This window comes from Desulfobacula toluolica Tol2, from assembly GCF_000307105.1.
Lineage (GTDB): Bacteria > Desulfobacterota > Desulfobacteria > Desulfobacterales > Desulfobacteraceae > Desulfobacula > Desulfobacula toluolica.
Genome location: NC_018645.1, coordinates 1557152 through 1578437 on the forward strand (window position 1 = coordinate 1557152; position 21286 = coordinate 1578437).

Sequence of the window (21286 nt, forward strand, 5' to 3'; positions counted from 1 at the left end):
CATAAAATCGCTTTTAGTTGATTTGATTCACAATTTTTTCAACTACTTTTTCTGCGGTATCTCCAAACAGAGTTTCAACTTCCACCAGATTAAGATATTTATCATCCCATTGGAAATTATCACTTTCAAGAATCCAGTCTTTTAGCCTGTTGTATTTGCCGCCTAGGGCTTTGATTTTTTTCAGGAGTGACACTTCACTGGATGGTTTAAAGTTGATATTTAAAGACAGAATATATTCAATGATATTGGGCGTGGCCGGATTTGAAGAAATGATTGGTATAACCAGTATGTTTTTTTTGTCTTTTCTGCCTTTCCCGATATAAACATTTCCTTCCCTGACAATAATATTTTTAGTTCCCTTAAGCCTGGGGTCTGTTTCCACACGAGATGGTTTGTCTTTCAGTGATCCTGTTTTATTCACTATTTTAATTTTTGTTTCATGGTTAACCTCTCCTAAAAGGTTTAAGCCGGAGATCTGATAGAGCAGGGCGCCATTGATCCTGGAAATAACCTCCTGGAGGTTCTTGATCACCAGAACATTCGTGTTGGTAACCTGGGAAATTTGAATATGATTGGCTGCAAGTTCATCAAAGACAAGACCTTCAAATTTTTCCCTGATTCTGCTGGTTCCCACGGTCACGGTTTTTGCCTGGTGCTTGATGGCATCAACCGGCCTTGCAAGGGTGTTTATTGCCTGACCCATGGTGTCAAAAAAGGTGTCTAACATGTTGGAAGGTGTGCCCTTTGTCTCAAAATCAATCTCAAAATCAGATACCGGTAATCTGCCGGACAGGTATTTTAACAGCAGTGTCAGATTGGCAACATTATCAAGCCCCATGGCAGCAGGAAATCCGCCTTGGCGTCGTTTTTTTGAAAAATCATTATAGAATTGGGCAATGGTTTCCCTGAATTTTTTTTCCAGAAGAACTTCATACACGTCATGTCCCATGGATGTATATTCTTCCAGAAGATTTTGCACTTGGGCTCTTCCTTTATACATAAACCTGGAACCTTCATTGATGGCAAGAGCTGCATAATACCCCCATATGTGTCCCACAAGAGTATTCAGGACAGGAGCAAAGTGTTCTTTTATTTCAGGGATTTTAAATACATCCCTGGCATAAAGGTCAAACCGGTCTTCTCCAATGGTGGTGATGACCACAGGCGTTGCTTTGTGCGCATGGAAGATTGCCGTATCTTTTATGATATCACCCAGTACGCTTTCCCTTGTGCCAGCGGCACAGATGATGATCAAGGGTTCGCTGGACAGGTCAATGTGTTTTTTGTCTTCAATGAAATCCGATGAAATGGTTTTATAGCAAAGCTCACTGAGTTTGATCCTGATCTCATCGGCAGAGGTCTTGTTTGAGCCTGACCCGACAGTTGCCCAATAGTTTTTAGAGACTGCACACCGGTAAGCTGACTCTTTGATTTGCTCTTTCATTGCCAGTATGGTTCTCATTTTATCCGGCAGATCCATGATGTCGTTGATCTGTTCGGTAATAAATTCATTTGACCTGGTTTTTGTCATACCGGCAATGTGAAGGCCTAAAACAGCGCCTGCGGCAAGTTGTGAATAAAATGCTTTTGTGGATGCCACAGACATCTCAATATCCCGGCCGGAGCTGGTGTAAAAAACACCGTCTGTTTTAAAGGTCAGATCAGAGTCTCTTCTGTTTACAATGGCCAGGGTCTTTGCACCACAGGCTTTTACCATGTCAACCGTCCGGTTGGTATCGGTTGTGGTGCCGGACTGGCTAATGGCGACAACAAGGGTGTCAGCCATTGTTTTTTCAGTGTTTTTTTCTTCAGCAATACAGAATCCGGAAAGCTCTGATGATTTCAAGGCTCTGATATCAATTGCCATATCCTTCATATAAAAATTCAACAGGTCTGCACAGCCCTGTGCTGCAACGCCAGCAGTCCCCTGGCCGATAAAATGCACTTTTTTAATTTTGTTGTTTTTAATGTCTTCTTCCAGAGATCTTGGAATCACTGTCTCGTCAAGTATTGTTGAGAACAAAGATGTTTTTGGGGATAGTTTGAATTTGTTTTCAAGGGTTTTTTCAACCGAGTCCGGGGATTCTGAAATTTCTTTTAAAAAATAGTGGGGAAAATTTTGCCGGTCAATATCGCGTGACGTAATTTTGCTTGTCAGAACGTGATCTTTTTCTATCTGGATAGGGGTGCTGTCATAATAAAAAGATTGAATTCCTGATACGCCGCCTTCTGATTTCTGGTCAAGAATAACAATCTGGCCTTTTTTTTCTCCATTGAGTTTGATGTATTTTGGAGTCTCCTCGACAATTCCGTAAAGTTCAGATGCTGCAATATAATGATCTTGCGCAATTCCGACAAAAATGGCCTGTCCGCTTCCTTTTTGGGCTAAAAACAGCTTTCCTGGGGCCAAATCCGTATGCATGCTGATGGCATGGGAACCTTCAAAATCGTTGACAGCCAGCCTGAAAGCCTCTTCAATGGTGTTGTCGTGCTTCAGGTAGTGTTCGATTTGAAGGGGGATCAATTTTGTGTCTGTATTAATATCTTCATGGATTTTTTCATATCTTGCCTCATACTCTGTTTTTAATTCAAGATAATTGTCAATATCGCCATTCAGGCAGACATGGACGATGCCTGTTTGAGTAATTTTTTTATCTATGGAGGTGTTGTCCTGTGGATGGCAGTTGGCTTCTGTAATGTCTCCTACAGAAGCCCATCGGGTGTGAGCTGATATGGAATTTGCAACAAATTTATAATTGACAAGCAATTGAAGTATGAGATCATTTTTGATCTGGTTTCGGATAAAGGATATATTATCCCCCAGAGAACCGATTTCCGCAGCAAACTTATATACAAAGGAAATGGAAATAAAATGATTTTGGTCCTGCATGAATGTATCATTTATGGTCAGGCTGTTATTGATAAGTACCCGGCGGTTTGTCCGCTGTTTTAACCTGTCGGAAAGTCCGGTATTTATCAGATCGTTCCTGAAATTTTCAAACTCCTGTTTTGGAAAGGTGAACATAACGGAGATTCCGGCAGAATCTCTTCCCCTGACCTCAAGCCGGTCAATACTGTTCAACACGGCATTTATTCTTTTGAATACATTTAATCCTTCAGAGTTGCCTGAATCTTCAAGACCCTTGGCAAGATTGCTGATTGCCGTGATGTTGTTTGCAATCTCTTTTTTCAGGCACCAGCTGATATCATGAAGTGTTTCAAGACGTAGGGAAATGGTTTTTGCATCTTTTGCAGATAAATTTGCAGATTTTTTTTTAAATAATGATGTTTGATCTGTAATTAATTTGTCGATATGGCCTGTAATAGAAGCAAGCAGTTCTTTTTTTTCTTTGCTGAAAAACAGATTGGAAAATACATTTTCCTGTTTAAGCCCCTGGCATTTTTCAAATAATCGGTTTAAAAAATCATCACCGCAAAGAAAATCATCCGTGATGGAGATTGCATCAGTGGACAGGCTGCCGGTCTTTAAAGAAAGAACCCTTTTAAGGATTTGATCTAAATCAAATTGTTGAGGGGGATTATTGCCTTTAAATGCAATAAATGCCGAGATACCACACGATACGGTATTGGGTTTATCCGGGAAGACAATAATGCTGTTTTCTTTTGCTGCTGTCATGGATTTTCCGAATTCAATATTTGTTGAAAATAATTTTTTGATCTGATTGAAAAAAAGGCTTGAAAACATTTTTCCGTATAGCTTCATTCTTTACTCCCCGTTAAAAAGTTTTGAACATTACAATTGTGCCGTGGCGTAAGTTTTTTTAAAATATTTTTTTAAAATCATCTTTGCATATGTACCGGCTTTTGTTCCAATATATTCTCTGTGCCCGACAACAATAGATAAAGCAATTTTTTTATTTGTTGTTTTTTCATTCCCAAAACCGGTGAACCAGTCGTATTTAACAGTATGCTCTTTATTATACAAAGAGCCTGTCTTTCCTCCAATCGTGAGTTTGGAAAGAACGGCATCTTTTGAAGAGCCTCTAAAGGATTTTCTGGCAGTGCCCTTTGATACGGTTTTTTTCATCAATTGCATCATTGTTGTTGCTGTTTCAGGGCGTATGGCTTTTTTATAGGTTGCTTGTTTGTTTTTGTAAATGATTTTTCCATCAGGGTCTGTCACATGTTCAACAATACTGGGCAGCATTATATCGCCTGAATTTACCACGGCCGATATGAGCATGGCACCGAATAGAGGAGAGATAGTGGTGTCTGTGTTAAATCCGCATCCAAGTTCAGCCAGGTGGTACTCGCTGCTGTTTGTTTCAAACCGGCCGGAAAAAAAAGGCAGTTCCGAATGGATGATCTGGTTGAATCCAAATGCATCTGCATAGGATTCAAGTCGTTTCTCCCCAAGGTGGTTTTTACCGATTTTACCGAATACCGGGTTTACGGATTCTGCAAAAGCCCTGGAAAAAGAAATTTTACAGGAGTATTTGTTTTTAACATCTTTAAGTTGCCGTTTATACAGGGTGTACTTGTTTCCGTTAAAGTACAATGTTGTTCCCGGGGTGTATCCCAGGGTTTCAACAGCGGCTGAAGCCGTTATGATTTTAAAGATACTTGCTGCAGGATAGTTTGATGCAATACAGGGGTTGGCATTTGGATTTTCAAGATCAAATCCTGTCATGGCAATGATTTTTCCCGTATCAGCTTCCATGACAACAAAAGCGATCCGCTGCGGTTTTCCACGAGTTAATTTTTTGAGTCGGTCCAGCACGGACAATAAATATTCTTGAAGATCAACATCAATGCTCGTGGTAATTTTATAGCTGGTTTCCGGGGTGTCCAGAAAAAAAATATTTTTATCTGTTTTGGTAAATTTTGTGGTGCTGATAATCTGGTTTAATTGGTTTTTTGACAATAATTTTTGTTCTTTTGGATTTTTTTGGGAGTTTGCAGCAAGCGTTTTTTTGACGGTTTTGCGGTCGTCATCTTTATTTTCCGGTGCTTGAATTTTAAAACTTTGGATGCCCGAGATCAAAATCAAGAGGAAAACCAAGCCGGTTATCACTTTTATGGTTGCTAAAAATTTCTTTTTTTTTCTTTTTTTAACAATATAGTTGGATTGAAAATCCCGCCAGGAGTTTTCTTTTTTATTAATAATCAAATGAATACCTATGCAAGCAATTTTCAGCAAGTAGTTAATATATCGTTTCTATTGTGTTTAAATTTTGATTGATCGTGCTGTTTTTTGTGGTAAATTCAGTATTGTCAGGTCAGGCTGGTAAAAAGTTCTGCCCAACAGTGTGGAGTTTGAAGTAATCCACACTGTCAAGGTTGTTTGGTCTTTTTTAATCCAAAACCTTTGTACCGATGAATTTAATTGCAACAATACGATACAATGGAAATTGATACAAGAGATATTGCCATTATTTTACCTGGTTTCCCGGCACAATTTTTTTGTCAAAACCGGACAGCACAAGCTTTTTTTTGTTGTTGGCGGCAAGGATCATCCCCTGGGAAAGTTCTCCCATAAGTTTTGCTTCTTTCAAGTTTGCAACAACAATCACCTGTTTGCCTACGATCTGTTCGGGTGTATAGTCCTTTGCAATTCCTGCAATGACCTGCCGCACCTCAGCACCAAGATCCACCTGAAGCTTTAATAGCTTGTTGGATTTTTCAATTTTCTCAGCCTTTACAACGGTTCCTGTCCTTAAATCAATTTTTGCAAAATCATCAATTGTGATTTCTTTTTTTAATGCCGGTTTAAAAGACTTGGTGGCTGCAACAGTTTCTTTGGGGGGGATTTTATCCGTATCAATTCTTGGAAACAATATCCCGGGTTTTTCTACCAGTGTTCCTGGTTTGATCTGTCCCCATGAAGCTGTTTCTTCCAGGGTGTAAAATCCGTTTTCCTTTTTTGCCATGCAAAGGGTTTTTTGCATTTTATAGGATGTGTCAGGCATAATAGGATAAATCAGGCAGGAAACAACCCGTAACCCCTCGATCAGGTTATACAGAACCGTTGCAAGAACAGGGGTGTTGGCTTCATCCTTGGCCAGAGCCCAGGGTTCATTGGTATCAATATATTTATTCATGATGCTGATAAATTGCCAGACAGCTCCCACGCCTTTATGGAATTCACACACGGCCATGGCTTGTTCAAAAGCATCAATGGCAGTTTTTGCATCAGATTCCAGGGACAGGGATTTTTTTTGTTCGATTTGCAGGTCCAATCCTTTTACCTCGCCATTGAAATAGCGATGGGTCATGGAAAGGATTCTTGAAAAAACATTTCCAAGATCATTTGCAAGGTCTGAGTTGATTCTTGAGACAATAGTTTCCTCTGTGAAATTTGCATCCAGGCCAAAGACCATTTCCCTCATGAGAAAATATCTGAAAGAATCCACGCCGTACTGCGCCGTCACCTGAACAGGATCTGTGACATTACCGATGCTTTTGGACATTTTGCTGCCTTTGACATTCCAGAACCCGTGAACATTCAAGCCATTATAAATCGGTATTCCAGCAGCTTTGAGCATGATGGGCCAGTAAATCCCGTGGGGCTTGATAATGTCTTTTGCCACAAAATGGCGGGTTGTGGGCCAGAATTTTTTGAACCGCTCACCATCAGGGTATTCCAGTGCTGAAATATAATTTACAAGGGCGTCAAACCAGACATAGGTGACATAATCTTCGTCAAAGGGCAGGGTTATCCCCCATGTCAGCCGGGATTTCGGTCTTGAAATGCAAAGGTCTTCCAGGGGTTCCTTTAAAAAAGAAAGAATTTCATTTTTGTACTGGGCAGGCCGGATAAAATCAGGATTGGTTTTAATGTGATTGATGAGCCATTCCTGGTATTTGCTCATTTTGAAAAAATAATTGGATTCTTTTATAATCTCGGGTGCGGTTCCATGATCCGGGCATTTGCCGTCCACAAGTTCCCTTTCCTGGTAAAAGCGTTCACATCCAAAACAATACAGTCCCTCATAGCTTGAAAAATAGATATCTCCTGACTCATAAATTTTTGACAGAACCTTTTTGACCACTTGAATATGATTTGGATCTGTTGTTCTGATAAATCGGTTGTTTTTAATGTTTAATACAGGCAATAAATCCTGAAACAGCTTGCTGATTATGTCGGCATACTCTTTTGGTGTTGTTTGCCTGGCTTTTGCCGCCTGGACAATCTTGTCCCCATGTTCATCGGTTCCGGTTAAAAAAAAGGTGTCATGGTTATCCATCTGCTTGAATCGTGTTGCAACATCAGCGCAGATGGAGGTGTAGGCATGACCCAGATGGGGTTTTGCATTGACATAATATATGGGGGTTGTAAAATATTGCTTTTGAGTGTTCATTGTCGGGTAGATCCTGTTTTTGAGTTATTCAGTTGCCGTATGGTTTTTTCTATTTCAGTATTATCCTCTAAACGAATGGTGATACTTTCTTTTAAAACATTCTGCCGGATAACTTTTCCCTGGCCTTCTTCCACTGTTATTCTTTTTCCAAGTTTGGGCATCTGGCGCTTAAGGTTTTTATAGGTTTCATTTTCAAAGGTCAGGCAGCACATTAACCGACCGCAAACCCCTGAAATTTTTGTGGGATTCAAAGACAGTCCCTGTTCTTTTGCCATTTTGATGGAAACCGGTTCAAACGTGTGCATAAAAGAGGAGCAGCAAAGCTCTCGTCCGCATTTTCCCACACCGCCGCAATGTTTTGACAGATTGCGAATGCCGACCTGGCGCATTTCAATGCGAATGCCGAATTCTTTTACCAGCAGTTTAATCAGTTCTCTGAAATCAATTCTGCCGTCAGCAGTATAGAAAAAGGTCAACTTGTTTTTGTCAAATGTACTTTCAACACTGAACAGATTCATGAACAGATCCAGATCATTGATGGCTTTAATACAAAAAGAGAATGCTTTTTTTTCAAGGTTTTTTATCTCTTCTCTTTGAAGGAAGTCTTCTTTGGTGGCAACACGGACAATTTCTTTTAATTTTTTTTCAACAGCTTCAACTTCAACGGGAGGTATGGCAATTTTACCGAATCCAAGACCCTGTTCGGTTTCTACAATAACCCGGGTGCCCTCTTTGAGTACAAAAGCACCTGAGTTGAAATCATATATTTTTCCTGCTGTTTTAAATTTAACACCAGCAACTTTAATCATAAACACCGTTTCCTTTGTTTGTAACAATTTTAAGGAAAAATCTATCCAAGGTTAATCTCAGGGAACAGTTTGAGGCCAGCCTTTTTTCTGTTTCATACAGATTTTTAGTCCATTCTAAAAATTTATTTGATCTTACCATCCGGTTAATATCTGCAAAAGTGTCAAAAAAATCAAGATTAACTATTTTTTTTGGATGAACCTTAAAAATCATTAAGTCCCGGAAAAAGGTTTTCATAATAGCTATCGTGTCATCCATAAGGTCGGGATTAAGGCTTAATTTTTGTGACAGCATCAAAGTTTTTGATATACAGTCGCTTGTTTCTGTTGTAATGATGCCTGCCAGGGTATTGATCAGCCACTGCCGCCTTTTGATCCAGTCTGTTTTATTCTCATCATCATCCAGATTCGAATACATCATGGCTTTTTTTATATCAGAATCGGCTGTTCTTGATGCAATCCTGGCAAAAGGCCTGTCAATATTAAAATTGTTTATCAGATATTGCTCAATGAGTTTGTCGTTCAATGGTTTGAACTTGATTTTACGGCATCTGGAAATAATGGTTGAAAGCAGCAATGAAGTTTTGTTGGCAATAAGGATAAAAAATGTCTTTTCAGGCGGCTCTTCAAGCAGTTTTAATAATGCGTTCTGAGCCTGGTTATTCATTAGATCCGCGTTCAAAATCAATACCATTCTGAATCTGGCTTCATTAGGCCTGGAAGAAATGGTCAAGCCCATTTCACGAATCTGGGATATGGAAATTATTTTTTTGTCTTTTTGAAGGTCAATACACAGGACATCAGGGTGGCTTTGTGCCTCTATTTTGAGGCAGGACTTGCAAGCGTTGCAGGCAATTGGTGCATTTGCCAGGCAATTGCACCCCTTTACAAAGAAAAATGCCGCTTTTTTTCTTCCGGTATTATCATTGCCGGAGAAAAGAAGGGCATTTGGAATTTTGTTTGTCTGAATGATATGTGTTAACTCAAGAAAGACGCTTGCTTGATATTGCTCTTGATCAAAATCAGACATGGTTTGATACCCATATTTGTTAATAATCTACCCGTTCCTTTAATTCTTTTCCGCATTTGAAAAACGGCAGCCTTTTGGGAGGTATGGTGACTTTTTGGCCGGTTTTCGGATTTCTGCCGGTATAGCTTTTGTACTCTTTTATATGAAAGCTGCAAAAACCCCTTATTTCAACCCTTTCACCTTTTATAAACGACTCGGAAAGCGAGTCAAAAAATATTTTAATAATTTCTGATGCTTCGGATTTTGTAAGGTCGGCTCTATCTTTTAATGCGGAAATTAATTCAAGTTTATTCATGCTTCCTCTTTAATATATTGAATGGTGCAAGCTTGTTATTTTTTAAACGGTTTTAATGAATATTTGATAAAAAGTCAAGGGGTTATGACAATAAGTCAGGCAGTTTCTCAACATTGTCTTCATGAATATCAACACCGGCATACTGTCCTAAAACTTCTATTTTGATAATAACACGGCCTTTTCCCTTGTAGTGTGTAAATTCTCCCCTTGCCCCGGCCATGGGGCCTTCTAAAATTATCACAGGGTCGCCTTTTTTCATGCGGATATTGGAACCGGTGATAAGATCCTTCTTTGCGCTGGTAAGGATTTTTAAGGATTCAATCTGTGAATGGGGAATGGGCAATGGTCCTGATTTGTTGCCCAATAGTCTTACAGCTCCTATGGTTTTTAAAATATTGAGTTGGTCGGCAGCATTAAATGTTGATTGTACAAAAATATATCCCGGAAAAAGCGGTACTTTGATCATGAGTTTTCGGTCTTTGCGCTGGCTTTTTTTTCTTGTTGTTGGTAAAAAAGCCTCAACCTTTTTTTTTACAATACTCGTGTACACCGTTTGCTCAAAGTTACTTCTTGTCAGAAGGGCAAACCAGTTTGATTTTTCAATCATGTTGCTCCAAACTCTCCTATACCGTGAAGATTTATCAGAAAGCTGATACTTTGTTCGTCCTGTGAATCCGAAAAATAAAGATTGAATGTCCAGCAGGACTTTTTCAGGGATAGTCCTGCCTGTTTTTCCACATCCCTATCTTCTTTCAGGTTCTTTTCAATGGAATAATATGCGGTTATTTCTTGGGTGAGGGCGATATTTATTTTTGAATACAGTGATTCCGAAAGAGTTCTGGAATAACGGTATTCTGTTGTTAACCGGTCTCCTCTGTTGTCTGAGAGAGTGTTCCCGATGTTAAAACCGTTAAAATGGTTGTCATAGGGAGACCAGGAAAGATCCATGTCAAGACGGATAAAATCGTTTGGGGAAAGCTCCGCATCCATTGTGATATCTGAAAACGGCCTTAATTCGTTGTCCTTTTCTTTGTTGATATCATAACTTTGGGACAATTTGATATAGGCAATGTCACGGTAGGTTGATATCTGTTTTCCTTTTGGTGTGATATGGGATTTTCTGGAAATAAAATTATTGGTCAAAGACCAGGTGATCAGGTGTTGTTCCTCGATATTGTCCAGAGAGTCAAAGGCCGGCAGGTCATCTTGATTAATATCCGGGGTAAACGCGTATTCAAGCTTAGGGATGAGTTCATGTTTGAGCTTTTCAGCGCATTTCATATTCAGATCAAAAAGCTTGATCAGTTTTGTGGACAGTTTTGCGCCGACATCATACAATTGTCTGGTTCTAAGATTGTCTGAGTTGCCGTTAATATCCGTAAACTCGTTTGTGTGCCATATGGTTTGCCGCAAGCCTAGTGATGGCTCAAAGTGCAAAAACCTGCCAAGTCTCAAAGGAATATAAAATTTAGGATAAAAATCTGCTCTTTGCCCGCTTACAAGAGTTGCGGTTGTATCCTGCCTGTAAAAGGAACGAAGCTCGGTATCAAGAGAATAATATAATTTTGAAGCACTGATCTGCTGCTTTGAAGCATCAAACCGGATGCCCGGAAGTGTCTGCAATGTCGTGTCGGCCGTATCCTGACGCCTGGCATTAATATTGTCATACCACAGGGCATCCATATTTAAGGCATATGTAGACCATGTTTTGTTGAGATTCAGCCGGTTTTTCCTTATAGAATCAGTATATTCATCTATGCTGCGACCGAATTGGTTTTCAAAATAGTCCCTGGTTTCAGTGTATCCGGTAAACCCGTCCTTGAATTCATGAAGGTAATCTTCATCACTGACCACATCAATATCCAGTTTGGCGGTAACTCCATTGGGAAGATCCTGGTTGTGTTTCATTCTTAACCAGAACCGGTCGCTGTTGGTTCTTTGGGGAGTCCCGGAAAAACTATAATTTTGTGTCTGCTCTGTTCCATCATCTGTTTTTTTGTCTTCAAGCACGTCAAAGAATACGGCTCCCCTGGTCTTGTTATCCAGGATATATCTGTATTCCGTGGCTAATTTTGTTCCCCGATCTGCCATGTAATCCGCATAAAGGGTCGCGTCTGTATTTCTTGATATGTCTATAAACAGAGGCTGTTCAAATTCAAAGCCTTTTCTGTCGGATGAAGTGATTCTCGGTGCTAAAAGGCCTGTTTGCCGTTTGGTATGAACCGGAAAAATCAGAAAAGGGCTGTAGGCTGCCGGCATTTTTTTTGCCCAGAGTACCGTATGATCGGCAACGCCGTAACCTTCGACCGTAACCTTGATGTTTTTTGCCGTGATTTTCCAGTCAGGTGAGTCTCCGGAACAGGATGTGATGGAGCCTTTTTGCGCACTATAAGAAAATTTCCCGGTTTTTTTGATATTTTCGCCATGCACATAAAAATTATTTTTTTGAATATAAATGGTGCCTTTGTCTACAGTGCCTGTCTGGGTTGAAAGATTGATATTCATTTCATTGCAGGATATGGAATCTTCGCCGGATATTAAAATAACATTGCCTTTGGCAAAAGCATCTTTTGTTTTGTTTGAAAATTCAACATAGTCGGCTTCAAGCCGGGTTTTGCCTCCGGTTATCACCACATTGTCCTGGGCGATATAAAGGTTTTTTTTGTTATCAAAAGTCACTGTGCGTGCGGCGATATGCCAGGGGATATCCTTGAGATTTTGAGGTGAGGCAGTTGTTGTGGCAAATCCATTGCTTGAAATAAAAATATAAAAAAAAGAAACCATTACAAAAAGTAATGGATACTTTTGCCTTGACCAACAGAACATATTCTTTCCAGTAAAAAAATTGCACATCAATTAAAATTACTGTATAAAGCCATTTTATACTTTAAAAGTCAAGTTAAGAATACCGGGATTTAGACAAGTCCTTCAGGATTACCAGGATTTGTACAGGTCCGTAAGGCAAAGGGTAAATGAAAAATGGCAGTTTCAATTATTGATTCTATTGGCAACACCCCTATTGTTGAAATAACACATATGAATCCTGAAAAAGGGGTGAGAATTTTTGCCAAACTTGAATATATGAATCCCGGCGGTTCAATCAAGGATCGGGCAGCCCTCTATATGATCAACGAGGCGGAAAAATCCGGTGAATTAACCCCTGATAAAATCGTTATCGAAGCAACCAGCGGGAACACGGGTATCGGACTGGCCATGATCTGTGCCGTCAAAGGATATAAAATTGCGCTCACCATGGCTGAAAATGCCAGTGCTGAGCGGATAAGTATTTTGCGCGCAAGGGGGGCACAGATTATTTTAACCCCCAAGCATCTCGGGTCTGATGGTGCAATTGAAGAAGCCTACAGGCTTGCCCGTGAGAATCCGGACAAGTATTTTTTGACCGACCAATATAATAATGAAGCCAACTGGAAAGCCCATTATTATACCACGGGGCCTGAAATTATTGAACAGACCGGTGGCAAGGTTTCTTGTGTGGTTGCCACCATCGGGACCAGCGGAACCCTGATGGGTCTTTCCAGGAGCTTGAAAGAGTTTAACAAGGATATCCAGATCGTATGTGCTGAGCCGTATTTAGGGCATAAGATTCAGGGACTCAAAAATATGAAGGAGTCTTACACTCCTGAGATCATGGACAAAACCCGCCTGGATAAAAAAATTAATATTGATGATGATACTGCGTTTGAGACAGCCCGAAATCTTGCTGTAAAAGAAGGGCTTTTTGTCGGAATGAGCAGTGGTGCTGCCATGGCGGTTGCCATTGAAGAAGCGCGAAATATTAAAAAAGGCGTTATTGTGGTGATCTTCCCGGACAGTGGTGAGCGGTATCTGTCCACCACTCTTTTTTGTGTGGAAAAACATATTGCCCTGTCACTTTTTAATACGCTGTCAAAATCCAAGGTGGTATTTGAACCGCTTGAAAAAGAAAAAATTTCCATATACACCTGCGGTCCCACTGTTCATGAAAGGCTCAATATCGGTCAGCTCAGGCGGTATGCTTTTACGGATTTGCTCATAAGATACATTGAATACCATAAAATTGCCGTCAACCATGTGGTTAATATCACGGATTATGACGATAAGACGATTCAAGGTTCCCAAAAAGCCGGGATGACCCTTCCCGAGTTTACGCAGACCTATATTGATTTTTTCAAGCAAGATCTTTCAAAATTGAATATCCGTTCGGCTGATGCCTATCCTAAAGTATCAGACCATTTTGATGAAATGGTTGATCTGGCAAAACAATTGCATTCAAAACAGCATGCCTATGAAAAATTGCATTCCCTGTATTTTGATATTGCCAGTCTGCCGGAGTATGGTGATTTTTCAAGTACTGATCTGGATAAGATAAAAATCGGTGCAACAGTTGATCTTGACGAGTATGAAAAACAAAACCCAAAAGATTTTACATTGTTAAAAAGGGTTCGTCTTTCAGAACTCAAAAGAGGTGTGGGGATCAAGACCCAATGGGGCAATGTTAGACCTTCTTTGCATTTGCAATGTGCGGCCATTGCCATGAAGTTTTTAGGAGAGTCGTTTGATATCCAAACCGGCAGCCGGGAACTTGTTTTTCCTCATCATGAAAATGAAGTCGCCATTGCAAGGTCTGCAAAGGGGGCAAGTCTTGCCCGGTACTGGCTGCATTGTGATCCTGTTCATTATGACGGGTCTTTGGGTGCGCCAAAAATAGAAACAATGACACTTGATGAGCTTGAAAATCAGGGGTGGGCCCTTAAAACCATTCGGTTCTGGCTGATTTCCAATCATTACAGGAAAACCCTGGTATTATCAAAAAAATCCTTGACTCAGGCAGGATATACCTTGGATAAAATTAACCGATGCCTTGCTACCTTGAGTGCCATTGAGCAGGGAAATCATTATGAAGAGATTGATCAATTAATATACAATATAAAATCATCGTTTCTTGAATCCATGGAGGATGATTTAAAAATATCCGGTGTTGTTTTTTCATTGCTGGCAAATGTAAAAACCATTAACCGCTTGATCAATGAGAATTCAATTGATCCTGACAGCGCCCAAAAACTGTTGCATTGCTTTAAAGAAATTGATTCTGTTCTTCAGATTTTTAATTTTGATAAAAAAACGAAATATTCAAATGCAATTCAAGATCTATTAAGAAAACGTGATTGCGCAAGAGAGCAAAATGACTGGGAACTGGCTGACAAGATTCGAGAACAGTTAACAGCGTTGGGCATCAGCATTCATGATAAAAAGGTGGAGCCATGACAATAAAATTTTTATTTTTCCCATTCACTCATATTACACAAAATCAGTTGGACACTTTGTTAACTTTTTTACCCTTATTTCACCATTTGCCTGTCAGTCCTGATTTTAAGCAGGATCAAACGCTGCAGAACTTATTTGAACAAGGAAAAATCACCCCGTTTTTTTCATCACGCAATGAGCTTGAGCCGGTTGAACAAAAATTTGAACAATATCTTGCATGGGCCAGTATCCATAAGGGAAATCAAGTAAATCTTAAATCTCTTCTAAGGGACACTCCTTATTTTACAAGTGATACCCATGTAACTGCCATAAAATCTCAAATCAAAGGAACTCAAGGAGGTATTGTCTCGGCTGAGTCGGTTGAATCAGATGAATCTGTTTTGCAACGCGATTTATTGTTTTTAAAGATGGCGCAACTGTGTGATGAGCAGAATGAGCGCATTGATCTGGAGTTGAAAAATCTGGATAAAACCCGTGAAAAAATGGTTTCAGCCTTGCGCGGTTTAGAAGAACCCCCAAGTGAAGCCCAATCTTGTAAAACAGGCGATCGTCAGGATTTTGGAGCTGTAATGACCCGGGAACGGATCAGTGCCTGGTCAGGGTGTATGGCGCAAAAAGGGGGAATAAAACCGGACGGTAACATGCCTTTATTTGTTACGACCAGTGAAGCTGTTTTTGATCATCTTGAGTCGAATTGCAAAGATATTGTAAATACCCTTGACATTGATCAGATAAAAGTGCATGAGAATTGTTGTGAAAACAAAAGCGAGTGGCAACATCAGTTTTGTGATTATTTGATGGATGCCATTCAAGGATGTGGCAACCGGGAAAATGATTTGCCTGAAATAAAGGACGGATGTTCTCTTTTCGGGCAGATTAAACTCAGTTATTTTTCCGGCAACGGTATTAACAATCTCTTTAATATGTCGGATATTCAGATACCTGTATGTTTGATCAAATTAAAGTGATAAAAAAACTTGATTTTAATTAATCACATGTTATAAAGCATTTTTTACACAAGATTATATATAAAAGATGGTTTTATAATATAATAATGTTAATTTTTTTTTAAGGAGGCTATTAAAATGGCATTTCATCCAATTGTTGACCAGGCAAAATGTGTTGGTTGCGAAGAATGTGTAGACGTATGTCCCGTAGAAGTTTTCGAAATGCAAGATGAAAAATCAGTTCCAGTCAATGCAGAAGAATGCATGGGCTGCGAAAGCTGCGTTGAAGTTTGTGAAGAAGATGCTATTGTAGTTGAAGAAGATTAGTTTAAAAAACATCTTACTTGCAATATGCAATAGATAAAATGCCGGGTGTGATTATGATCACCCCGGCATTTTATTTTATGGCCGACATTGTGATCAAGCCCAAAAAATATCTTTTCAGGATAAATATTTTATGCAGAATCAAACAGACAAACGATTTGCTTCACAAACCATCTGCAAAATTCTTATGGCTGCCAAATTGATTTCAGCACAACAGGCCAGGGATCTTTTAAAGAATGAGAACAGGGTAAAAAATATTCTCATCAAACAGAAAACCAAACAATCTGATAAAGATGGATCAAAAGGGCATATAGCCGCCCCGGTTTGTTTTGTAGATGTTATTTTGTACATGAAAATAGAACGTAAGGATCAGCCATCCCTAATAATTGATGAAGATTTGATTTACCAAACCCTGGCACAAGCCTGGAAAGTACCCTATAAAAAAATTGATCCCTTGAAACTTGAACTGAATCTTGTGACAGGAACCATATCAAAATCATTTGCCGCAAAGTATTTGCTGCTGCCGTTAAAGGTCGAGGAGGGAAAGCTTATTGTCGCAACCCCTGATCCTTTTAATTATGAGGCCATCAAAGATGTCGAGATGGTGTCAAAGCTGAAAGTAAAGACTGTTGTCAGCTCAAAGTCGGATATTGAAAAACTGATCAATGAATTTTTTGGATTCCAGTATTCCATTTCTGCGGCAGCAGATCTTTTTTCAACAAAAGGGATTGATATCGGCAACCTTGAACAGTTTGTCAGTTTAAAATCCTTTGATGAGCTTCCCTCAACCGATCAGCATATTGTGAATGCAGTAAATCATTTATTTTCCTATGCCTTTGATCAAAAAGCCTCTGATATCCATATCGAACCCAAACGAGATATCTGCCTTATCAGGATGAGAATCGACGGGGTACTCAATACCGTATACAAGCTTCCCAAAAAGCTTCATAATGCCGTGGTCAGCAGGATTAAAACTCTTTCCAGGCTGGATATGGCTGAAAAAAGAAGGCCCCAGGACGGCCGGATTAAAATAGAGCAACACAACAAAGAGGTTGAAATCAGGGTTTCCACCATCCCGGTGGCGTTTGGTGAAAAAGTGGTGTTAAGAATCATGGATCCTGATGTTCTTTTTCAGGACCTGGAAATGCTGGGTTTTTTTAAAGATGATTTTGAAAGATACAAGCAGCTGATTACCCGGCCTTTTGGTATCGTTCTTGTAACAGGGCCAACAGGATCAGGCAAATCCACCACCCTTTATTCAAGCTTGAAAATGCTGTCTTCACCGGAGGTCAATATTACGACTATTGAAGACCCCATTGAAATGATACATGAGGAATTCAACCAGATTGCAGTGCAGCCGATGATTAATGTGACCTTTGATTCCGTCTTGAGAAATATACTTCGACAGGACCCTGATATTATAATGGTGGGTGAAATAAGAGATCTTGAAACAGCCCAGGCGGCAGTACAGGCTGCATTAACAGGTCACCTTGTTCTTTCCACGCTTCATACAAATGATGCGGCCTCCACCATTTTCAGGCTGCTTGATCTGGGGATTCCCCCTTATCTTGTTCATTCCTCATTAAATGGGATTGTGGCACAGCGGCTAGTGAGAAAGATCTGTCCATATTGTGCCCAGGAAGTTGAAATGGATGCAAAAGATCTTGCCGAACTTGGACTTAATATTAAATCCAAGGGTATGATCCGTCTCAAGCATGGCAAAGGGTGTGTAAAATGTCGGAACACCGGTTATAAGGGGCGCACGGGGATATATGAAATCATGCCGTATACGGACGCTTTAAAAAGGCTGACCACTTCTGATGTACAATTGGGAAGTCTGAGAAAAAAAGCTATTGAAGAAGGGCTTGTTCTTGTGCGTCAGAATGGTATTAAAAAAATGCTCAAGGGGCAGACCACATACCAGGAAATCCTGAGGGTCACCTGGGAACAGGTATAGCATTAAAATTAGCTGCTGGGTGCTGATCATAAGCGGTTAATTTACCATATCATCAGTGTGAATGGCATAGGTTGAAGATAAAATCATAACTGTTGAAGCAATATTCTCGGTATGAAGCACAATCAGTTTTCCGGATTCCAGGTTTTCAAGCTGAATTGAATCGTTCTTTTTTTTCAGCGACCAGAGGGTATTATCTGTCAGCTTGTTTTTTCTGAAAATCGAGTAAATCTGTCCGGGTTTAACCTTTGTGCCCGCATCAATAAAAGCAATCCGATAGTCATTGATCATTATGTTATTATCTTCGGAACAGATAATTCTTGCATCAATGGGCCCAGGATCATCTTCAACCGTTAATATTGAATCGCGCTTATAATATTCCATGATCAAATCATTTTTATAGACAGGCTCATATGCGTTGGTGATCAACCCGGTTGCATACATTTTTTTACGTTCAAGTATTTTTACTTTTGCCTTGATCAGGTGTTTTACTGCTTTAAAGGTTTTGTCGTTGATTGTTTCTTTAACATCACTGGTCGTGAAAATCTGGTAGATTTTGCCTGGAACCAGTGGCCCTTTTCCTGATGGTTTGATGTAAATAATGTCATTAGCCGACATCATCAGCTGATCGTCCTTTTCTTTGATAATGCTGCCAAGGGACAGTTGTGCTTTTTTTCTGAGAAATCCTATATGATCCATTCCGGAAAGAGAAAAAGAGGTTTCAATCTTGATGGGCATCTTTTTTTCTTTTGTTTTCCGGACCGTTACAATTTTTGGCTTAATTGGGGGTGTTTCCTTTAAAAAGATCCTTATTTTTTTTCCGGGGTATATCTGGTGGGGATTTTTTATGTTATCATTCATCTCCCAAAGCCCTGGCCAGTCCCATTGCGAATTATAAAATTTTTCAGACAAATCCCACAAGGTATCTCCTTTTTGTATGGTATAATAAAACCCTGAGTCCTCGCCTATTATAAATTTTTTATCATCTCCAGCAAATCCTGTCGAACATAAAGCAACTGCCCAAATGGTGAAAGCAAAAGCTGCTGTCATTGTTCCCTGGTTTCGCATATTTTCCTCCTGCATGGTGCTGGTTTATCTCAAAAACTTGACTTTATTTAACCTCCTGTTCTATAAAAAGTCAAGAATTGTTGCAAAAGCATGTAATCAAGGTCATAGAATCTGGAGTGAAAATGAAACAGATTGCCAACTTATTGTTTGAGGCTCGAATGTTAAAGGATCTTGCTCGATCCGGATATGCTTTTCTAGGGTCGGGAAAAGAAAGTATTGCTGAACATAGCTTTATAACAGCTTTTATATGCTTTGCCATGGCTAAAATGGATGATGATATTAGTTGTGAGAAATTAGTGACCATGGCATTGATTCATGATATTGCAGAGGCGAGAACAGGTGATTTTAACTATGTGGAAAAAAAATATTCAAAGGTTGATGAGGCCAAGGCAGTTTCTCATTTGATAAAGCACATTTCTTTTGGTAATGATATAAAAAATCTTATTGATGAATTTAATTCAGGAGAAACAAAAGAGGCAAAATTAGCCAGGGACGCGGATCAGATATCTTTGGTTCTTGAATTGAAGAAGTTAGATGACACAGGAGCAAAAGGCCTTGAAAAATGGTTTTCAGATGTTCTCAAAAGACTTGAAACGGATATGGGCAAGCAAATGGCCCAAAGCATAATGGAAACCCGTTGGAATGAATGGTGGATGAATGATGGCTCCGAATAACTACCAAGAGCAGATAAATCTGTCATGTAAGTTTTTTTATATGAAAGTCTTCAAAAATCCAAACAGCGACTTTCATGTTTTGTTATTGGCAAATCTGAGCGAAAGACCAGGTCTGCCCGTGGAAGTTTATATGAAAAAACTTTCAACCCGCTGAAATTAAATACCTTTTATTATTTGTTGTGGCAGGGTGATTTGCCATGGCCGTTATATGAAAATAAGTCCGAATAAATCAGGTTTAATGGATCGTTAAGGATGCTATGCAGAAAGAGTTTATTTCTTTGCTTTATATTTATGATTCCAAGATCAGGGATGATCTGTCGAAATTTTCAAAGCAGAATGGATTTATTTTAAACACATGTGATGATTTTTTTAACGCCTCCGATCAGGTTGAATCAACAGCCCCGGATCTTATCCTTATTGATTCGGATGCCAATACATTAAAGGGCTTTGAAAAAGGCGTTAATGAACTTATTAAAACAGCATCTATCTTCAAACCCGCTGTTTTTCTTGTCTTGTCTGAATTTCCGGAACCTGAGAACAGATTAGCGTTGCTGGGTATGGGTATTGATGAATTTTTAATCAAACCGTTTTTTATCCGGGAACTTAAAGAAAAATACAATATTTATCATCAGCTTAAACATTTGCAACAAAAGATACTTGCCCGGGACAGGAAAATAGAAAAAACCTTTGAATATCTGGATAAATTTAAAAACGAGGTTAAAAAAACAAAGGCAGAGCTTTTTGAAGAGCGAACCATGCTCAATAATGTGTTAAAACAAATCAATCATATGACAGGTGAGCGCAATCGGTTAAAAAAAGAAAAAAGTGAATTAAAAAAAAATCTTGCAGATAATATGGAAGGATTTGGAGAAATTCTTTCCAGGTTGATTAAAGCTCGAATTGAAAAAAACAGGGGCCATGGTGAACGTGTTGCCCATATTGTTCATTTTATCGGCAAACAACTTAAACTGGATGAAAAAAAGTTGGAGGATCTTAAAAAAGCTGCTATGTTGCACGAAGTTGGCCTTCTTTTTATTCCTCAGGTCATATTAAACAAAGCAAAAGATCAGCTGACGGATTATGAAAAAGATTTGTTTGTGCAGTATCCGGTCAAAGGCGCTGATCTTCTTTCAACCTGTACCGAATTTGGTAATTGTGCGCAGATTATTCGGTATTTGAATGAAAATGCAGATGGAACCGGCAGTCCGAAAAGATTAAAAAGAAGATATATTCCTTTATTATCAAGGATATTATCGGGTGCGGATGTGTTTGATACCCTTAAAAACGAAAAAGATGTAACATCCATTGAAAATTTTCTGGAAAAATTAGAGGGATTTTCCGGTACAAGGCTTGATCCGAATATTGTTGTGTGGCTTGAAACATATGCAGTTCTTCATATGGGATCTGATTCATATAGGGTAAAAGGTGTCGGCGTTCATCAGCTTGAACCTGGGATGAGCCTTGGAACCGCGTTGTTTACAAATACGGGAACCAAACTTTTTTCTGTGAATACTTTGCTTACAAAAGATGCTATTGATAAAATTAAAAAATATAACCGGGAATATCCTGTTAATGAAACTGTTTATATAAGGGCTTAGCAA

At 39.4% G+C, this 21286-nt stretch carries 15 protein-coding genes; 6 read left to right on the plus strand and 9 right to left on the minus strand.

Going from position 1 to position 21286, the window contains the following annotated elements; genetic code table 11:
- Window positions 1–13: 13 nt before the first annotated feature.
- The 8 genes from TOL2_RS07130 to TOL2_RS07165 all read right to left on the minus strand — a co-directional run bounded on the left by TOL2_RS07130 (window position 14) and on the right by TOL2_RS07165 (window position 12279).
- Entirely contained in the window at window positions 14–3724 is a 3711-nt protein-coding gene (locus tag TOL2_RS07130; RefSeq protein WP_014956833.1) for an SIS domain-containing protein, read from the minus strand.
- Window positions 3725–3754: 30 nt separating this feature from the next.
- Entirely contained in the window at window positions 3755–5131 is a 1377-nt protein-coding gene (locus tag TOL2_RS07135; RefSeq protein WP_148278073.1) for a penicillin-binding transpeptidase domain-containing protein, read from the minus strand.
- A 262-nt stretch (window positions 5132–5393) separates the two neighbouring features.
- On the minus strand, window positions 5394–7322 hold the full coding sequence (metG, locus tag TOL2_RS07140) for a methionine--tRNA ligase (RefSeq protein WP_014956835.1): 1929 nt from the start codon (window positions 7320–7322) through the stop codon (window positions 5394–5396).
- On the minus strand, window positions 7319–8131 hold the full coding sequence (locus TOL2_RS07145) for a PSP1 domain-containing protein (protein WP_014956836.1): 813 nt from the start codon (window positions 8129–8131) through the stop codon (window positions 7319–7321). The genes metG and TOL2_RS07145 overlap by 4 nt, the downstream gene beginning before the upstream one ends.
- Window positions 8124–9158 carry a DNA polymerase III subunit gene (locus tag TOL2_RS07150; protein ID WP_014956837.1) on the minus strand — a complete coding sequence of 345 codons (1035 nt, stop codon included), beginning with the start codon at window positions 9156–9158 and terminating at the stop codon, window positions 8124–8126. The genes TOL2_RS07145 and TOL2_RS07150 overlap by 8 nt, the downstream gene beginning before the upstream one ends.
- A gap of 19 nt (window positions 9159–9177) precedes the next feature.
- Complete coding sequence (locus TOL2_RS07155; RefSeq protein WP_014956838.1) at window positions 9178–9453, minus strand: HU family DNA-binding protein; 276 nt, start codon at window positions 9451–9453, stop codon at window positions 9178–9180.
- Window positions 9454–9535: 82 nt separating this feature from the next.
- A complete protein-coding gene (locus tag TOL2_RS07160) occupies window positions 9536–10060 on the minus strand; it encodes a UpxY family transcription antiterminator (RefSeq protein ID WP_014956839.1) in 525 nt (174 codons plus the stop codon).
- Complete coding sequence (locus TOL2_RS07165; RefSeq protein WP_232508091.1) at window positions 10057–12279, minus strand: LPS-assembly protein LptD; 2223 nt, start codon at window positions 12277–12279, stop codon at window positions 10057–10059. Before TOL2_RS07165 ends, TOL2_RS07160 begins: the two co-directional genes overlap by 4 nt.
- Window positions 12280–12432: 153 nt before the next feature.
- Here TOL2_RS07165 and TOL2_RS07170 point away from each other — a divergent pair, with 153 nt between their 5' ends.
- From TOL2_RS07170 to TOL2_RS07185, 4 genes are all read left to right on the plus strand, one after another.
- A complete protein-coding gene (locus TOL2_RS07170) occupies window positions 12433–14718 on the plus strand; it encodes a cysteine synthase (RefSeq protein WP_014956841.1) in 2286 nt (761 codons plus the stop codon).
- Entirely contained in the window at window positions 14715–15686 is a 972-nt protein-coding gene (locus TOL2_RS07175; RefSeq protein ID WP_014956842.1) for a hypothetical protein, read from the plus strand. Before TOL2_RS07170 ends, TOL2_RS07175 begins: the two co-directional genes overlap by 4 nt.
- Before the next feature lie 117 nt (window positions 15687–15803).
- Window positions 15804–15992, plus strand: a complete 189-nt coding sequence (locus TOL2_RS07180) for a 4Fe-4S binding protein (RefSeq protein ID WP_041279344.1) — start codon at window positions 15804–15806, stop codon at window positions 15990–15992.
- Window positions 15993–16122: 130 nt separating this feature from the next.
- Window positions 16123–17946, plus strand: a complete 1824-nt coding sequence (locus tag TOL2_RS07185; protein WP_014956843.1) for a GspE/PulE family protein — start codon at window positions 16123–16125, stop codon at window positions 17944–17946.
- 36 nt (window positions 17947–17982) lie between these two features.
- On the opposite strand, the gene TOL2_RS07190 is transcribed toward TOL2_RS07185, so the two are convergent.
- Complete coding sequence (locus TOL2_RS07190; protein WP_014956844.1) at window positions 17983–19011, minus strand: LysM peptidoglycan-binding domain-containing protein; 1029 nt, start codon at window positions 19009–19011, stop codon at window positions 17983–17985.
- 122 nt (window positions 19012–19133) lie between these two features.
- Here TOL2_RS07190 and TOL2_RS07195 point away from each other — a divergent pair, with 122 nt between their 5' ends.
- Window positions 19134–19685 carry an HD domain-containing protein gene (locus TOL2_RS07195; protein ID WP_014956845.1) on the plus strand — a complete coding sequence of 184 codons (552 nt, stop codon included), beginning with the start codon at window positions 19134–19136 and terminating at the stop codon, window positions 19683–19685.
- Window positions 19686–19942: 257 nt separating this feature from the next.
- Entirely contained in the window at window positions 19943–21283 is a 1341-nt protein-coding gene (locus tag TOL2_RS07200) for an HD domain-containing phosphohydrolase (RefSeq protein ID WP_014956846.1), read from the plus strand.
- Window positions 21284–21286: the final 3 nt, after the last annotated feature.

Excerpts from the sequence above, each read along its gene's own strand:
- TOL2_RS07130 (WP_014956833.1), bottom strand. The coding sequence starts at position 3,724 with ATGAAGCTATACGGAAAAATGTTTTCAAGCCTTTTTTTCAATCAGATC.
- metG (WP_014956835.1), bottom strand. The coding sequence starts at position 7,322 with ATGAACACTCAAAAGCAATATTTTACAACCCCCATATATTATGTCAAT.
- TOL2_RS07145 (WP_014956836.1), bottom strand. The coding sequence starts at position 8,131 with ATGATTAAAGTTGCTGGTGTTAAATTTAAAACAGCAGGAAAAATATAT.
- TOL2_RS07150 (WP_014956837.1), bottom strand. The coding sequence starts at position 9,158 with ATGTCTGATTTTGATCAAGAGCAATATCAAGCAAGCGTCTTTCTTGAG.
- TOL2_RS07155 (WP_014956838.1), bottom strand. The coding sequence starts at position 9,453 with ATGAATAAACTTGAATTAATTTCCGCATTAAAAGATAGAGCCGACCTT.
- TOL2_RS07160 (WP_014956839.1), bottom strand. The coding sequence starts at position 10,060 with ATGATTGAAAAATCAAACTGGTTTGCCCTTCTGACAAGAAGTAACTTT.
- TOL2_RS07165 (WP_232508091.1), bottom strand. The coding sequence starts at position 12,279 with ATGTTCTGTTGGTCAAGGCAAAAGTATCCATTACTTTTTGTAATGGTT.
- TOL2_RS07170 (WP_014956841.1), top strand. The coding sequence starts at position 12,433 with ATGGCAGTTTCAATTATTGATTCTATTGGCAACACCCCTATTGTTGAA.
- TOL2_RS07175 (WP_014956842.1), top strand. The coding sequence starts at position 14,715 with ATGACAATAAAATTTTTATTTTTCCCATTCACTCATATTACACAAAAT.
- TOL2_RS07180 (WP_041279344.1), top strand. The coding sequence starts at position 15,804 with ATGGCATTTCATCCAATTGTTGACCAGGCAAAATGTGTTGGTTGCGAA.
- TOL2_RS07185 (WP_014956843.1), top strand. The coding sequence starts at position 16,123 with ATGCAGAATCAAACAGACAAACGATTTGCTTCACAAACCATCTGCAAA.
- TOL2_RS07190 (WP_014956844.1), bottom strand. The coding sequence starts at position 19,011 with ATGCGAAACCAGGGAACAATGACAGCAGCTTTTGCTTTCACCATTTGG.
- TOL2_RS07195 (WP_014956845.1), top strand. The coding sequence starts at position 19,134 with ATGAAACAGATTGCCAACTTATTGTTTGAGGCTCGAATGTTAAAGGAT.
- TOL2_RS07200 (WP_014956846.1), top strand. The coding sequence starts at position 19,943 with ATGCAGAAAGAGTTTATTTCTTTGCTTTATATTTATGATTCCAAGATC.